At 66.9% G+C, this 14,901-nt stretch carries 15 protein-coding genes; 6 read left to right on the top strand and 9 right to left on the bottom strand.

All coding sequences use genetic code 11. The annotated features are described in order from the left end of the window. Positions 1-206: 206 nt before the first annotated feature. From QH195_RS23640 to QH195_RS23620, 5 genes are all read right to left on the bottom strand, one after another. Positions 207-1,694, bottom strand: coding sequence for an MFS transporter (locus QH195_RS23640; RefSeq protein ID WP_280437051.1), 1,488 nt, complete (start codon positions 1,692-1,694; stop codon positions 207-209). A 775-nt stretch (positions 1,695-2,469) separates the two neighbouring features. Continuing rightward, positions 2,470-2,946 (bottom strand): nuclear transport factor 2 family protein, encoded by a 477-nt coding sequence (locus tag QH195_RS23635; protein WP_280423773.1) that lies wholly within the window; start codon positions 2,944-2,946, stop codon positions 2,470-2,472. A gap of 56 nt (positions 2,947-3,002) precedes the next feature. Continuing rightward, positions 3,003-3,746 carry an SDR family NAD(P)-dependent oxidoreductase gene (locus tag QH195_RS23630; RefSeq protein WP_280437050.1) on the bottom strand — a complete coding sequence of 248 codons (744 nt, stop codon included), beginning with the start codon at positions 3,744-3,746 and terminating at the stop codon, positions 3,003-3,005. Between the two features lie 46 nt (positions 3,747-3,792). Next, complete coding sequence (locus QH195_RS23625) at positions 3,793-4,587, bottom strand: SDR family NAD(P)-dependent oxidoreductase (RefSeq protein WP_280423771.1); 795 nt, start codon at positions 4,585-4,587, stop codon at positions 3,793-3,795. A gap of 245 nt (positions 4,588-4,832) precedes the next feature. Further along, the gene (locus QH195_RS23620; protein WP_280423770.1) at positions 4,833-5,363 is read right to left on the bottom strand and encodes a VOC family protein; all 531 of its coding nucleotides are present in this window, start codon (positions 5,361-5,363) and stop codon (positions 4,833-4,835) included. 251 nt (positions 5,364-5,614) lie between these two features. Between QH195_RS23620 and QH195_RS23615 the strand changes: the two genes are divergently transcribed. Then, the gene (locus QH195_RS23615) at positions 5,615-6,223 is read left to right on the top strand and encodes a thioesterase family protein (RefSeq protein WP_280437049.1); all 609 of its coding nucleotides are present in this window, start codon (positions 5,615-5,617) and stop codon (positions 6,221-6,223) included. Here QH195_RS23615 and QH195_RS23610 read toward each other — a convergent pair. The 4 genes from QH195_RS23610 to QH195_RS23595 all read right to left on the bottom strand — a co-directional run bounded on the left by QH195_RS23610 (position 6,202) and on the right by QH195_RS23595 (position 10,520). Then, complete coding sequence (locus QH195_RS23610) at positions 6,202-6,855, bottom strand: MspA family porin (protein ID WP_280437048.1); 654 nt, start codon at positions 6,853-6,855, stop codon at positions 6,202-6,204. The two genes, QH195_RS23615 and QH195_RS23610, sit on opposite strands and share 22 nt — an antisense overlap. A 62-nt stretch (positions 6,856-6,917) precedes the next feature. Continuing rightward, on the bottom strand, positions 6,918-7,598 hold the full coding sequence (locus QH195_RS23605) for an MspA family porin (protein WP_280423767.1): 681 nt from the start codon (positions 7,596-7,598) through the stop codon (positions 6,918-6,920). Positions 7,599-8,336: 738 nt separating this feature from the next. Next, the gene (locus tag QH195_RS23600; protein WP_280423766.1) at positions 8,337-9,419 is read right to left on the bottom strand and encodes an NAD(P)H-dependent amine dehydrogenase family protein; all 1,083 of its coding nucleotides are present in this window, start codon (positions 9,417-9,419) and stop codon (positions 8,337-8,339) included. A gap of 45 nt (positions 9,420-9,464) precedes the next feature. Then, positions 9,465-10,520, bottom strand: coding sequence for a Rieske 2Fe-2S domain-containing protein (locus QH195_RS23595; RefSeq protein ID WP_280437047.1), 1,056 nt, complete (start codon positions 10,518-10,520; stop codon positions 9,465-9,467). 154 nt (positions 10,521-10,674) lie between these two features. Between QH195_RS23595 and QH195_RS23590 the strand changes: the two genes are divergently transcribed. The 5 genes from QH195_RS23590 (at position 10,675) to fabG (ending at position 14,858) form a co-directional block, all read left to right on the top strand. Further along, a complete protein-coding gene (locus tag QH195_RS23590; protein WP_280423764.1) occupies positions 10,675-11,292 on the top strand; it encodes a TetR/AcrR family transcriptional regulator in 618 nt (205 codons plus the stop codon). 91 nt (positions 11,293-11,383) lie between these two features. Beyond that, positions 11,384-12,601, top strand: coding sequence for a CoA transferase (locus QH195_RS23585; RefSeq protein ID WP_280437046.1), 1,218 nt, complete (start codon positions 11,384-11,386; stop codon positions 12,599-12,601). A 94-nt stretch (positions 12,602-12,695) separates the two neighbouring features. After that, positions 12,696-13,901: an acyl-CoA dehydrogenase family protein gene (locus QH195_RS23580; RefSeq protein WP_280437045.1), complete on the top strand. Its 1,206-nt coding sequence runs from the start codon at positions 12,696-12,698 to the stop codon at positions 13,899-13,901. Then, entirely contained in the window at positions 13,888-14,118 is a 231-nt protein-coding gene (locus tag QH195_RS23575; protein ID WP_280437044.1) for a hypothetical protein, read from the top strand. The genes QH195_RS23580 and QH195_RS23575 overlap by 14 nt, the downstream gene beginning before the upstream one ends. Positions 14,119-14,120: 2 nt before the next feature. Next, positions 14,121-14,858, top strand: coding sequence for a 3-oxoacyl-ACP reductase FabG (gene fabG, locus QH195_RS23570; RefSeq protein ID WP_280437043.1), 738 nt, complete (start codon positions 14,121-14,123; stop codon positions 14,856-14,858). Positions 14,859-14,901 lie beyond the last annotated feature (43 nt).

Raw genomic sequence — 14,901 nt, 5'->3', positions numbered from 1 at the left:
GCGCAGATCTACGCCGCGCTGTGAGTGGCCGGATGCGCAGCTCGAGCGACGGGCTCGTCTCGGCGTCCTCGCATCCGCTGTCGACGGTGAGGGCACGGCTTCCGCGGCGAGGTGAATTGCGGAATCGTGTACGCGGGGGTTGGGGGGGGGCGGGGCCGGGGGGGCCCCTTGCTGTGTTTCTGGGCGGGGGGGCGGGGCCCGACGTATCAGACGAAGGCGGCCTCCGCGGCACCCGGCTCACCAGCGGTATCGCCGGTCGCCTTCGGCTCCCGAGGCGGTCTGCCGATGAACAGGCAGATGGCCGCCACGATCAGCGAGCAGACGATGAACCAGCCCATCGCCACGTTGAACGACGACAACGCGGGCGCGGTGGTGCCGGGGACCGTCCATATCGAGAGCATGACCGATACGATGGCCACTCCCACCGCCGAAAACGCCTGCCGGGCGGTGCTCAGGATGCCTGTCGTCACGCTGGTGACGTTGTCCGGCACGGATTCGATCACGATCTTCGGGTAGCCGGTGAAGGCGAATGCCGTGGCGACGGCCGCTACCGCGAAAACACCCATCATCACGGGTAGCGATTTGTGGCCGGCGAAGATCATGATGTTGGCGACGGCGAACAGCGCGGCCCCGATGAGGAAGGCCGTCCGGCCGCCCCAGCGTCCGGCGACCGCGCCCGCCAGCGGCGAGGCGGCGAAACCGAACAGCGCGGCGATACCGGCCACCAGACCGGTGACCGTCGCCGACATTCCGAGGCCGACCGGTAACGACGAAGGCGACTGCAGGATCATCGGGGTCACGACCTGCACCGCGCCGGCGGGACCGAGTGCGAGCACCGACAGCGCGATCAGGTTGAGCGTCATCCGTTTGCTCGCCAGAACCCGCAGGTCCACCAGAGGTTCGCTGCGGCCCAGTTCCCAGAAGGTCCACACCGTCAGGATGCCGAGACCGGCGACGATCAGGCCGATGACCGCAGGACTGGTCCAGCCCCACGCCGGGCCCTGCGTGATGCCGTACAGCAGCGCGATCAGGCCGGGTGTCATCAGGATCGCACCCACATAGTCGAACCGGGGCAGTTCCGACCGGGTATGCGATACCGGCAGCACCACCGCGACCACGGCGGAAGCCACGACGGCCAGGACAGCGGCGAGGACGAAGATCATATGCCAGTCGGCGACGTCGAGCAGGACACCGGCGATCAGGGAACCACCCGATCCGGCCAGCAGGGCCGCACCGCTGATGAAGCCCACCGCGATCGGAATCTTGGGGGCGGGCAAAACTTCACGAGCGAGGCCGTAGCAGAGCGGCATGATCGCTCCCGCGGCTCCCTGCACGCCCCGCCCGGCGATGATCGCCGCCATCGAATCGCCGAATACGCTGATCAGCGAACCGAGCACCGAAACCAGCATGACGACGATGAGAATCTTCTTGCGGCCGTACATATCCCCGAGACGGCCACCGACCAGTGCTGTCGCTGCCGCGACGAGCATGAAGGCCGTCACCGCCCACCCCGTCGTCGAGGCCGGGGCCCCGAAGATTTCACTGAACCGCGGCAACGCGATGAATATCGTGCCGGCTTCGAAGGCACTGACGCATTCGGCGAGCACGAGCGCCGTGATGATCAGCGCCGGGGTTCGGAAACCCGATGCCTCGTCGGTACTTCCGACGCTGCGCCGGGATGCGGAATCGGACATCGATTGTCCTCCTGAAACGAGATGGACCCGGGATTTTCCGTCGCCGTATCGCCCGGTCCACGCCCATGGAATACGACATTCCGCGACGTCGTCGCGCGGCCGGGATTCGGCAGCAGACCCGGCGGACCTACGGCACCGCGGAAACTGCACCAGCGCCGGCACCCACGGCACATATTCGATCGGGAACAACCCGTTCTTCGTGATGTAGGTCACCAGCTGCTGGTATCACGGACGATAAAGCGTGTCCGAAATGCCGTCTGTCGCATTTCCGGTGAGCGGGACCGGACAGGATCGGCGGCGAATCGCGGACCGCACCGTGCGCACGGCACACAGTCCAGAATGCGCAGCACGGCATTCGGCGAAATGCACGTGTGTCCCGACCCGCGGAGCGCAACAGCGCCGACGCATGGCGATCAGGAGGGCCGCCGAGCAAGAATCCCGGAAGGCTGTGGATCGGCCGCGGCAGGCCCGAGCAGTACCCGGCGCAGCTTCGATTCGCAGCGCGCGTTCACGGTCACGAAAGCCGCCGGGGCGCGAGACGCCGAATTCGCTTGTCCTCCTGCGCTTCATGCACTCGACGTGTCTTCACCGACATGGTGGTGCCGTGGCTCCAGCCGGGATGAACGGGGCGCCCACATGTCGATATGGATCGACCGAAAAGGGCCGCGGGAGGGCTGGAACCGACGGCGCGCGGCGACAGGGCTGCAAACGTCCCGAAACGTGGATGCGTGAGAATCCAGCGGCCCGGGATTTCTCACGCCGCCACAGCGAATTCCTAGTACCGGTCGGCGACCAGATCGCGCGCTTCGGCGCCGCCGTTCAACGGCCGGGTGACCCGGCTGGTGACACACCAGCCGTCGCCGGTCCGGCGCAACTCGATCCGGTGGACACCGGCCCGCCAGATATAGAACTTGCCGTCCGCGTGCCGTACCAGGATCGATTCACATATCGCCGCGGCTTCGTCGCCTTCGATGCGTTCGATATGGGGCGGGCCGAAGAAATGGGCGCTGCCACCGGTGATGATGTCCTGGTGGGCATCGGACAGGACCATCGCACGCACCTCGGCGCGCCCGGCCATCCGCCAGCCCTCGACGTCGTATACACCGTCTTCGGCCCACAGCGCCGCCACGGCGTCGGCTTCCCCGGCGTCGACGAGCGGTCCGTAGGCGGTGAGTTTCCGGATGATGGCCAGCTCGTCCTCGAGCCGCTGAACTCGTGCCGCCAGTCCGGCAAGCGTCTCTTCCGCGCTCATATTCCAACCTCTCGTTGTATCGAATCGCCGCATCACCTTGCGGCTGTGGGCGATCGCTATCGCAGTTTCACCGTTCCACCGTCGACCATGAGTGTCTGACCGGTGATGTAGCCGGCGTCCGCGCTCGCCAGGAAGACCGCCACCCGCCCGATATCCTGTTGCGGATCACCGAAACGCCGCAGCGGGACACCGTTGAGCAGGGCGTCCTCGGCGCCGGGATTCGCCTCCATGTACGCTCGGACACCTTCCGTCAGCGCCAGCGGCGAGATGACGTTCACGTTGATGTTGTCGGCTGCCCATTCGTTGGCCGCCACCCGGCTCACCGCTCGGATGGCTTCCTTCGCCGCGGCATACGAGGCCTGAGTGCGCTGTCCCTCGATACCGGCACCCGACGCGAAATTGATCACCGAACCGGCCGTCTCGCGTAGATGCGGGTACGCCGCCTGCATCAGCCGCACTGTCGGGTAGAACCCGGTACCGAACGACAGATCGAACATCTCCTGCGTCGTCTCGACCAGCAGGGCCTGCCGCGAGGCGTGCGCATTGTTGACCAGGATGTGTACGGCGCCGAAGGCCTCTATTGCGGCCGCACAGATCTTTTCGGCGCTGCCGTCCGCCGCGATATCGATATCGAGGTATTTCGCGCGGCCGCCGAGTTCATGTTCCAACGCGCGCCCCGCGGCGGCGTCGATATCGGCGAATACCACCGATGCTCCCTCGTCGACGAAAGCACGGACGATTCCGCGCCCGATCCCGCCGGCCCCGCCGGTGACGATCGCGACTTTTCCGCCGAGTCCCACGTATGCTCCCTCCGTTCCATCACTGTCGAACTGCTTCTGCGCCTTGTTATTCGGCCGGCGGCGGCAGCAGCTTCTTCGCCGATGCGCGCGCCGCCAGCAGCAGTCCGGCCCGATCGGGCCCGCTGTTCTTCTCGGCCACTGCCTCGAATTGCTTCACCACCACGACAGGGCCGTTCCCGAGGTTCGCCAGACCCTGCGCGGCGACCTCGCGCGGCTCGGAAATCAACAGGCCCGGCCGGTCCATTTTCAGGCCGGCCCGATCCATGGCCGGCGTGCGGGTCAGCCCCAGCACCAGCTCGAGGACATCGACGCCGTACTCCCGCATCTCGAGCCACAGCCCTTCGGCGAACGTGCGGCAGAACGATTTGACCGCGGAGTAGACGCTGATCTGCGCCGAACCCAGATAACCGCTGAGCGACCCCACCAGCAGGATTCCGCCTCGGCGTCGCTCGCGCATGGCGGCTCCGAAATGCTGGACCAGCTTCAGCTGGGCGGTGATGTTCAGGTCGACGACGTCCTGGAAGCGGTCCAGATCGCCGGTCACGAACTCGTGACCGTAGGTGTTGGCACCCGCGTTGTAGACGAACAGACCCACGGCGAGATCGTCGGTGACCGCCCGGATACGGCCGACTGCGTCCGCGGCGATCAGATCGACCGACAGGGTCCGCACCTCGACCCCGTGTGCGCGGCAGGCCTCGGCGGTTGCCTGCAGCGGTGCCGGCTTGCGCGCCAGCAACACCAGGTTCAGGCCCTGTTCGGCGAGCTGGACAGCGAACTCGGCGCCGACGCCTTCGGATCCGCCCGCGACAACGGCCCACGGACCGTACTTCTGCACATCCACGTGTTTCTCTCCTCGCTCCGAGCCGATGCCGGGCACGTATCTCGCCGGTGGTCCGACGACGTTCCCCAGCAGAACCGTTCTCGAGGCTAAAGACGGCAGCCTGCTTCGCGGCGCCGACTCCCACTGAATGGATTCGGCGGCCCAGGACCCCGAGCGACCCGGTCACCAGTAGCCGGACGGGCATCGGACCCGGAGCCCGGGCATGCGCGGATTTCCGAAGTGGCGCCGTGCGGAGTCCGCCCGGCTCAGCGCCCGGCGGCGCGCATGGCGGCAACCCGGGCCCACACCGCCGGATCGGTACGCGGGCCGCCCGGAGTGTCCGCGCCGTAACGCTCGATCTCGGCAGCGAGGTCCAGCGGCGCGGTCATCGAGGCACCGCGCAACGCTTCCTCGACGTGCTCGTCGGGTACGAGCCAGCACACCTCGAACTCGATACCGTCGGGGTCGCGGCCGTACAGCGCCTTGGTCGAACCGTGATCACCGGCCCCCGTCAGCGCGCCGGCATCGGACAGACTCCGCCGGGCCGCCGCGAGCTCGGCCAGTGTCTCGACCTCCCACGCCACGTGATAGAGCCCGATCGACCCGGCAACCGGCACCGCGGCACCCCGGGACTCGAACAACCCCAGATCGTGGTCGTTCGCCGAACCCGCGTGCCGCAGGAACGCTCCGCCGGGAAACGCTTCGGGAAGCCGCTGGAACCCGAGCACCTGCTCGTAGAAGTCGAGACTGCGGGCGAGGTCGGAGACGTACAGGACCACGTGATTTATTCCGCGCATATCCGCCGGGACCTCCTCGGCCGTCGTTTCTCGTCCGCCCGGCCGCGCGCGGCGGTGACGGAATCACTCGCCACCATCTTCCTCCTCCCGTCGAATGCTCTCGCGCGCCTTCCCGGTGACCGGGCTTCGCACGGGATCCCGCTCAGCGGTCACCGGGCCGCCACCGCAGTCCCCGGGTCGATACGTTGCGGAGTTGTCCGACAGGTCACCGCAGGCTTCGCGCCCGTGCGGTTCGATGACGAAGGAGACCCATGCTAGCGCCGGACGCGATGCCACTCGACAAGGTGCCGCAGGGTCCGGTCACGTCCTTCGGTTGCCGGGTGGAGGATTCGTGGATCGATTTCAACGACCATATGAACGCCATGTACTACGGCATCGTCGTCTACCGGGGCCAGGCCGAGTTCAGCGCGCTCATCGGGATGGGCGGGGATTACGTCGATCGCACCGGGCTGGGAAAGGTCGTGGTCCAATCGTCGCTCGGTTACGAGCGCGAGGTGCGTCGCGGCGACGAACTCGAGGTCCGGTCCTGGTTGCTGGGTGCCGACGACAAACGCATCCATGTGCTCCACGAGGTGTTCAGTCTGGGGACGCAACGCCGGGTTGCGGTGGGCGAGCAACTGGACCTGCATTTCGACCTGACGTCCCGGCGTTCCTGCCCGATATCGGCCGAGCAGCGGTATTACCTGACGGAATTCGCCCGTATCCAGACCGCCGCCGGACTCCCCGACGGAATCGGCCGTACGGTCCGTGGCCCGGCGCTCCGCTCCGCACCCGTAGTATCGGCCGGAACCGCCGAGCTCGGGCCCCGCCGCGCGGTGGGACCCGGGCCCGGGTGGTCTCAGCCGAGGCTGAACGGCTGACCCCAGACGGTGACAACCTCTTTGGCGGTAGCGGTTTCGACCTCCACCTCGGCGAAAGCCCTCGCTTGCGCATAACCCGCACAACCCGCGAGTCCGATGGTGCTGTTACGCCAGCTCACGCTCCCGCTGGTACCGGCGAGCGAGGAGAACGGCCGATGCGATTCCGAACCGAAGGCGTCGGGGGCTTCCAGATCCAGCAGGTAGAACTTCTCGGCCTGTCCCGGTCCCAGACTCAGATTTCCGCCGAGACTGCCGCCGGCCGACTGCCTCTCGCCCGACAGATCCGTACTGTAGTTCGCGCCGCCGTTGGCACCGCCGCCCGCGATATTGACCTGGCAACCGACCACATAGCCGGGTTTGATCTTCGAGCGGGCCGGCGCCGACAGTTCGACCTGGGCACTGGCCGATACCCAGACGTTGCGGTGCAGCGGGGTGGCGCCCATGGACGGGCTGATCGTGGCCGATTCTCCGACGATACGCACCGTGACCCCGGTGCCGTCGCCGAGAGTTTCGCTGATCGCGGCTCCGGGCAACGGGATGAAGGTGTCGGCGCCGGCGACACCGGTGGTTGCCAACCCCACCGATGCGGCCGCAACAAAAGCGGCGCGAACAAGTTTCTTGGGAGCAATCATTTCGAAAGCCTCTCCGGTTTCATGACTTTTTGAGAAGACGAGCGGTCGGAAAGCGGACTTGCTCATCCGATACTGAACGGCGCTCCATAGAGAGTGGTCTTCGAATAGTGATCGCCGATGATTTCCACTACCGTGTACGCCCGCGCCTGGGCATAACCGCCGCAACCCTGGATCTCCATTTCGAAATCCCGGTAACCGAGACTGTAGACCCCAGGCCGGAGAATATCCTTGAAGCCGATCCGGACGAATTCAACCTGACCGGGACCGATCTGGATACCGGCCGAACCGCTCAACCCGGCACCGTTGGTACTCAGGTTGCCGGACAGCCCCGCGGTGACGGCACTGTCGCCGATACCGACCTGACAACCGACGATATAGCCGGTACTCACCTGCGAAGCACCGTGAGTCGACGAATTGTTCGTCCCCGGCCAATTCTCCGGCGTCGAATAGGGACCGGGACGTTCCACGGCCGGCGTGTGCGCGACATCGGCGGTGACGGTGCCGGATACCCACACCACTCGCCCCACACCGTTGGCGGCCATCGACGGCGACACCACGGCGTGTTCGCCTGTGCGGGTGATCGTCGCCCCGGGGGCGGCCTCGTGGCCGTCGGGAAGCGCTACGAATGCATCGGCCGCGGCATGGCCGGCCGCCAGCATTCCGACGGCCGCGAATACCGCACTTATTCCGCCCATGCGCATACCACCACGGGAATACGGGAGGCGTGGGATGTTTGCTTTCATCTGTTGACCCTCATCTCGATCGAAAGCGGCCATGCCGGTATCGGCAATGTCTTTCCGGACAGTCGCCGGAAGAATTCGGTATTGTCACTGGGCCGAGTGTCGTGCCGATAATCCGAAGAATCAGCATTTGAATTTCCCGCGGGCTCACGAACCCCGGTAGGCGAAGCGACTCCGGTCGACCGAAGCAATTCATTCGGTGATCGGCACAATTGATGCTGCGATATCGCCGCGCCCACCATCGGGGCGTGGCGAGACGGCACCGCCCGGAATTCGGGTGGCGCGCGGGGCACCGCAACTACTCAGGTCATAAGGATCGGGTTGCGGTCATGACGTTCCCTTCTTCTTCCTCCGCTGCGCCGCCGGGCGCGCGAATACACGCGCCGTATGCGGAGGTCCGCGGCCACCGGCCGGCTGTTCTCGTCCGGCCGCTTCGAAGGCCTACGGAACAGCACGGACCGGCCGCCGCGTCGCGGTCGGCAACCGTTTACCTCGACCGGTTCGCAGACCTGCCCCGCGCGGCACGGACCGCTTCGTGAGGCCGGTGTATTCCGGACGATTCGATGTCGACGGTAAGTCGCCGCAACGGAAGAGACCATCGCCACTCCCGCTGAGCGAGAATCACGTCGTCGGAGCACAGTTCGGGTACCGGACGGCCAGGGTTACCGCCGTCTGTCCGATCCGGATCGCAGGGGGCCGGAGGGTTGCGCCCCCGCCCGGGGTCTCTCGGCGGGAGCGGTTTCAGAGTTCGAAACGCCCGGCGAAGCTGCGCAGGGGCAGATCCGCGCTGGTGATGATGCCCGGCCGGGCCGCGACGACGGACCGTAGGGAATGCAGCGCGGGCATACCGGTGACGGTCATACCGATCGAGGCGAAACTGGCGGGGTCGGACAGATCGACGCCCTTGCGGGGAAACACCATATGTTTGCTGTAGATACTGGGGTCGCCGGTGATCTGGGTGATGTAGCAGCCCTTGATATTCCAGGCCGGATCGGTATGCGGGGTCATCTGCCATTCGAGATGTGATTCGACCCGGGGCACGCCGTCGACGAGGCCCTGGTACTTGATGTAGTTGGCGCCGAGGGACCCCTTGGGCAGGAAGTACCAGCCGAGGTCGACATCTTCGGTGCAGGCGCCGAGTTCGTAGCCGAAGGTCACCTCGTCGAGTTCGAGGCCGAAGGCGTCGGCCATCAGATACACCGAATCGGCGAACACCGCGGTGTATTTGTGCAGCGATTCCGGGATGGTCGGATCGTCGATCGGGCGGCCGTATCCGACTGCCTTCCAGGTGTCGACGGAATGGTGGCAGGAGACATCGACCGATTCGGTGACGGTGACGTTCTCGATCTCGGCGACATCGGCGCTGTGCACGATCCCGAGGATCTGCGCCAGGCCCGGATTCATCCCCGTGCCGTAGAACGTCGCGTTGCCACGCCGGCAGGCGGCCGCGATGACCTCGCTGACCTTGCGGCCGGAGGGATGCGGATGGTTGGTGTCGCGGTGGTAGCCGGTGATCCAGTCCGCGGTGGTCACCACGTTGATACCTGCTTCGAGAACTTTCTCGTAGAGATCTTCGTCCGGGAAGACCCCGTGGAAGGTGAGCACATCGGGCCGGGCGGCGATGATCTCCTCGACCGTTCCGGTGGCGATCACCCCGACGGGTTCGATCCCGACGATTTCGCCGGCGTCGCGGCCGATCTTCTCCGGGGAGTAGCAGTGCAGGCCGACGAGTTCGAGGTCGGGATGGTTGCGGATCCGGCCGATCATCTCGGTGCCGAGATTGCCGGTCGCTACCTGGAATACCCGGATCTTGTCGGTGCTCATCTGCGGCCTTTCGGTCTGGCGGGGCGGTTCTTCGAGTGGGCTGGGTTACGAGCCGGACAGATGGTCCGCGGGCCGGACGGCGCCGCTGTGCTGCCGGTGGGGGTCGGTTCCGGCCGGCCCGCCGTCGGGGTAGAACTGCCGCGCCCATTCCCGCAGCGCCGTGAACCCCTGGTACTCCTTGCGCGACAGCGCGGGCGGATCCGAATAGCGCTGGTGCGCCCAGATTTCGATATCGGCTTCGAACTGTTCGATGACGAAATCGGCCATCGTCCTGCCGTATCGGGTGATCTCCGGGGAATCATCTCCCGGTTTACGCCCGATCCACACCGTGAAGCGGACGTCGGAGGTGTATTCGTCCACCGGCGTCACCGCCGGCATGGTGCGATTGTCGACCATGCCCCAGCTCTTGGTGATCGAACATCCCAGCCCCGCGTTGATCGATTCGACGCCGCTGTTGACCTGGTCCGCGGCCACCGATTCGTCGAAGGCGATCGTGAAATCGACGTAGGAGACGGGTCCGGAGAAATCGTGGCGGGTGAATTCCGGGACGAACGGGGTCTTGTGCACGAACTTGAAATGCGCGAAATCGACGCCGTTCTCCATGACGTACTGCGGATGCATCTCCAGTCCCGGCCGGAACAGGGTTGCCGCGGGGACCGGCGGGTAGTAGTCCGCGGCGGTGCGGCCGTCACCGAACGCGGTGAACATATCCGGCACCTCGAAATACGGCGGACGCCCCTCGACGTCGAACCAGATCCACACCGCCTCGTTGCGTTCCACCACGGGGTAGCTGCGGATGCGGCGCCCCTTGTTCGGATGGCTCTCGTACGGGATGCACACATTTCGACCCTCGCGGTTCCACTCCCACCCGTGGAAGGGGCACACCAGGTTCTCGCCCTCCACCCGGCCGCCGTATCCGAGATGGGCGCCCAGATGTTCGCAGTAGGCGTCGAATACCGCGACCCGGCCGGATGCCGACCGCCAGGCGATCATCTCGCGGCCGAAGTACTTCATCTTGTGCACCGCACCGACCGTGATCTCGCTGCACCAGGCCACCTGGAACCAGCCCGTCGGCTCCATCGACAGCGGCGGTTTCGCCATCTGAACCCTCCACGCCTTCGTGAGCTGCTCGGCAGGGCGTGCGGATCGGCCGATCCGGCCACGCGCCCACTGATGGTAGAACCCTCTACGAAAGATTACAAGAGGGGTATGTGAAACTCGGCGACACCGGTCGACGCCGGTAGAATCGCTGCTCGTGACGGAAGCGGCGGCAAGTGAACGGCGCGCCAACCGGCGTGGAATCCAGTCCCGGGAAAGCATGCTCGAGGCAGCGATCGCCTCGCTGGCCACCGGCGACCCCGCCGCTGTCTCCGGTAACCGCATCGCCCGCGATATCGGCGCGACCTGGGGCGTGGTCAAGTACCAGTTCGGCGATATCGACGGCCTCTGGGCCGCGGTCCTGCGCCGCACCGCGGACAAACGGGGCGATCTGCCCGCCGGCATCAAACCGGACGGCACCCTGCACGAGCGGGTCGCCGCCATGATCACCGCCATGGCCCGCGGTCTGCGCAGCCGGGAATCCCTGGCGATCGAAACCCTGCGCGCCGCCCTCCCCCGCGACCACGCCGAACTCGAACGCGATTTCCCGCTCACCGCCGCCGAACTGGCCTCGTGGAAACCGCACTGGGACACCGCCTGCCAGAAGGCATTCGCCGACCTGAACCTCGACCCGGTCAAGGTACGCAAAGTGGCCGCCCTCCTCCCCGCCGCGATGCGCGGTATCACCTCCGAACGCACCCTGGGCACCTACGGCGACCTCGACGACGCCCTCGACGCCCTCATCGGCGGAATCGTCAGCTATCTCGAGGAATGAGGCAGGCGAATCCGCCCCGGCCGGTACCTTGTGCTTCGCCGGAGGGTGACGCGCTCGATGGCGTGAGAGAGTTGCTCCTGGAGGACACAACATGAGCGAAACCGCAGACCCGCGACCCCTGTCCGGCCTGCGTGTGGTGGAGGTGTCGAGTTTCGTCGCCTCGCCACTGTGCGGGCTGACGCTGTCGCAGCTCGGCGCGGAGGTGATCCGGGTCGACCCGATCGGCGGCGCGGGGGACAGGAACCGCTGGCCTGTCACCGCGGACGGCGAGAGTATCTACTGGGCCGGGCTCAATCGCGGCAAGCGTTCGGTCACCTGCGATCTGCGCAGTCCGGAAGGCCGGGCGCTGGTACAGCGGCTGATCACCGCACCGGGTCCCGGCGGCGGCATCCTGGTCACCAATGCGGGCGGACGGGAATGGCTGAGCCACGAAACGCTGCGCGCGCTGCGCCCCGATGTCATCACACTGCAGATCCTCGGTACCCGCGACGGCGGCGCCGCGGTCGACTACACCGTGAACGCCGGTATCGGCTTCCCGCTGATCACCGGTGCACCCGAGCAGAACTCCCCCGCCAATCACGTACTGCCTGCCTGGGACGTCGCGTGCGGGTTGTATGCGGCCCTGGCGATCGCGGCGGCGGTACGGCGGCGTGAATCCACCGGGGCCGGCGCGGCCGTCGACCTGCCGCTGTCCGATGTAGCGCTGGCGATTGCCGGACATCTGAGTTACCTCACCGAGGTGCAGATCAACGGTGTCGAACGGGAGGCGACCGGCAACGCGGTCTACGGCACCTACGGCAAGGATTTCCGCACCGCGGACGGCGCGCGGTTCATGGTGGTCGCGCTGACGCCCCGGCATATGCGTGACCTGGTGGCCGTCACCGGCCGCACCGAGGCGGTCGCCGCCCTGGAGAAGACACTGGACGCCGATTTCTCGGCCGATGCCGACCGCTACCGCCATCGCGCGCTGCTCGACGCCCTGTTCGCACCGTGGTTCGCCGACCGCACCGCCGCCCAGGTCACCGAGGCGCTGTCAGCGACCTCGGTGCTGTTCGAACGCTACCGCGGGTTCGCCGAACTGGCCGGCAGCGGCGAACTGGCGGCCAATCCCCTGTTCACGGCCCTCGACCAGCCCCGGATCGGCACGTACCTGGCCGCAGGCCTGCCCGCCGCCTTCGACGGAACGCACCTCACCACCGGAGCGGCGCCGGCCCTCGGCGCCGACGGCCCGCAGGTGCTGCGCGATCTCCTCGGCGCCGCACAGCCCGAGATCGACGAGTGGATCGCTCACGGACATCTGGGCACCTGAAACCGATGAGCGAGAAGAAGTCCAGGATCCCGTACCGACCGCAGCGCCACGGCGCGTTATCCCCCGTTCAGCGATATCCGGCAAAGGAGGATCGATGGCTGCCGACAACGCAGCGGCACAGGTTTCGCAGGTGTCCGCCGAGGACTTCGCCGATATCCTGGCGCAGACCCGCGAGTTCGTGCGCGGCGCGGTGGTCCCGCGCGAACAGGAGATCGCCGATACCGACAGTGTGCCCGGCGATATCCGCCGGGCCGCCGCCGATATGGGCCTGTTCGGCTACGCCGTCCCGCAGGAATGGGGCGGGCTCGGCCTGGACCTGGCCCAGGATGTCGAACTGGCCATGGAGTTCGGCTACACGACTCTGGCGTTCCGGTCCATGTTCGGTACCAACAACGGCATCGCCGGACAGGTGCTGGTCAACTACGGCACCGCCGAACAGAAGCAGACCTGGCTCGAGCGCATCGCCTCCGGCGAGGTGGTGGCCGCCTTCGCACTCACCGAACCCGGTGCGGGATCCGACCCCGCCGGGCTGCGCACCAAGGCCGTGCGCGAGGGCGACGACTGGGTGATCGACGGTGAGAAACGCTTCATCACCAATGCGCCGGTGGCGGACCTGTTCGTGGTCTTCGCCCGCACCCGGCCTGCCGACGCGGACGGTCCCGGTATCGCGGTATTCCTCGTTCCCGCCACCACTCCCGGCGTGGAAGTCGGGCCGAAGGATCGCAAAATGGGTCAGGAAGGCGCCTGGACCTCCGAGGTACGGTTCACCGGCGTGCGGGTGCCGGCCGCGGCGCTGGTCGGCGGCAGCGAGGACGTCGGTTATCGGGCCGCGATGGTGTCCCTGGCCCGCGGCCGGATGCATATTGCCGCGCTCGCCGTCGGCGCGGCGCAGCGTGCCCTCGACGAATCCGTCGCCTACGCCGCCACGGCAACCCAGGGCGGCACCCCGATCGGCGATTTCCAGCTGGTCCAGGCGATGATCGCCGACCAATACACGGGTGTGGCCGCCGGACGCGCCCTGGTCCGCGATATCGCCGCCAGGTACGTCTCCGGGGAGGACCGCCGGGTGGGCCCGTCGGCGGCGAAGCTGTACTGCACCGAAATGGCCGGTAAGGTCGCCGATCTGGCGGTGCAGATCCACGGCGGCACCGGATATATGCGCGGTGTCGCGGTCGAACGGATCTACCGCGAAGTGCGCCTGCTCCGCCTGTACGAGGGCACCAGCGAAATCCAGCGCCTCATCATCGGCGGCCGGCTGGTCGGACACGCGAAACGAGAGACGAGCGGTGCGCAACGCTGAAATCGAGGGCATTGTCGCCCGCAACCGCCACGCCGCGGGTCTCATCCGTCCCGACCACGGCAAGAAATCGGTGGGCACTCTCGAGGGTGCGCGCGGTGCGAGCCGAACCCTGCTGCGACACCACCGATATCGGGCGGCCGCGGGTGACGAGCACCGGGCCTCGACGCCGACCCGCCGGACGACAATTCTCTTCCCGCACAATATGGAACGGAGCTGAGTATGGGCTTGCTGGAGGGTCGGGTGGCCGCGGTCACCGGTGCCGCACAGGGGATCGGGCTGCAGATCGCGCGCACTTTCGTAGCCGAAGGCGCCAAGGTCGCGATCGGCGATATCGACGACGAAGCGGGTGCCGCGGCCGTCGCCGAACTCGGCGGTGAATCGGTCGCCGCCTACACCCGCTGCGATGTGCGCGACAGCGCCCAGGTTGAGGCGTTGCTCGATACGGCCGAGCAATTCGGCCCGGTCGGTGTGTTCGTCAACAACGCCGGGATCACCCGCGACGCCACCATGCGAAAAATGACCGAAGCCGATTTCGACGACGTGATCGCCATCCACCTCAAAGGCACCTGGAACGGCACCCGGGCCGCCGCCTCTCGGATGCGCGAGCACGGCCGCGGCGCCATCGTCAACATCTCCTCGCTGTCGGGCAAGATCGGCCTGCCCGGCCAGACCAACTATTCGGCCGCCAAGGCCGGGATCGTCGGGCTCACCAAGGCCGCGGCCAAAGAAGTGGCGTTCAAGAACGTGCGCGTCAATGCCGTACAGCCGGGTCTCATCCGTACCGCGATGACCGAAGCCATGCCGCAGAAGGTCTGGGACCAGAAGATGGCCGAGATCCCGCTCGCACGGGCGGGTGAGCCCAGCGAGGTCGCCGACGTGGTGTTGTTCCTGGCCTCCGACCTGTCGTCCTATATGACCGGAGCCGTTCTCGAGGTCACCGGCGGAAGGTACATGTGATGGGTGAGGTGGTGACCCGCGAACCGGCCGCCGGCCGCCCAAC

Origin of the sequence: Nocardia carnea (assembly GCF_029868855.1) — a bacterium.
Lineage (GTDB): Bacteria > Actinomycetota > Actinomycetes > Mycobacteriales > Mycobacteriaceae > Nocardia > Nocardia carnea_A.
This window is presented reverse-complemented; position numbering and strand designations above follow the sequence as displayed.

Bases quoted from the DNA above. Each gene is read 5' to 3' on its own strand.
- QH195_RS23640 (WP_280437051.1), bottom strand. From the start codon at position 1,694: ATGTCCGATTCCGCATCCCGGCGCAGCGTCGGAAGTACCGACGAGGCA.
- QH195_RS23635 (WP_280423773.1), bottom strand. From the start codon at position 2,946: ATGAGCGCGGAAGAGACGCTTGCCGGACTGGCGGCACGAGTTCAGCGG.
- QH195_RS23620 (WP_280423770.1), bottom strand. From the start codon at position 5,363: ATGCGCGGAATAAATCACGTGGTCCTGTACGTCTCCGACCTCGCCCGC.
- QH195_RS23615 (WP_280437049.1), top strand. From the start codon at position 5,615: ATGCTAGCGCCGGACGCGATGCCACTCGACAAGGTGCCGCAGGGTCCG.
- QH195_RS23610 (WP_280437048.1), bottom strand. From the start codon at position 6,855: ATGATTGCTCCCAAGAAACTTGTTCGCGCCGCTTTTGTTGCGGCCGCA.
- QH195_RS23605 (WP_280423767.1), bottom strand. From the start codon at position 7,598: ATGAAAGCAAACATCCCACGCCTCCCGTATTCCCGTGGTGGTATGCGC.
- QH195_RS23600 (WP_280423766.1), bottom strand. From the start codon at position 9,419: ATGAGCACCGACAAGATCCGGGTATTCCAGGTAGCGACCGGCAATCTC.
- QH195_RS23595 (WP_280437047.1), bottom strand. From the start codon at position 10,520: ATGGCGAAACCGCCGCTGTCGATGGAGCCGACGGGCTGGTTCCAGGTG.
- QH195_RS23585 (WP_280437046.1), top strand. From the start codon at position 11,384: ATGAGCGAAACCGCAGACCCGCGACCCCTGTCCGGCCTGCGTGTGGTG.
- QH195_RS23580 (WP_280437045.1), top strand. From the start codon at position 12,696: ATGGCTGCCGACAACGCAGCGGCACAGGTTTCGCAGGTGTCCGCCGAG.
- fabG (WP_280437043.1), top strand. From the start codon at position 14,121: ATGGGCTTGCTGGAGGGTCGGGTGGCCGCGGTCACCGGTGCCGCACAG.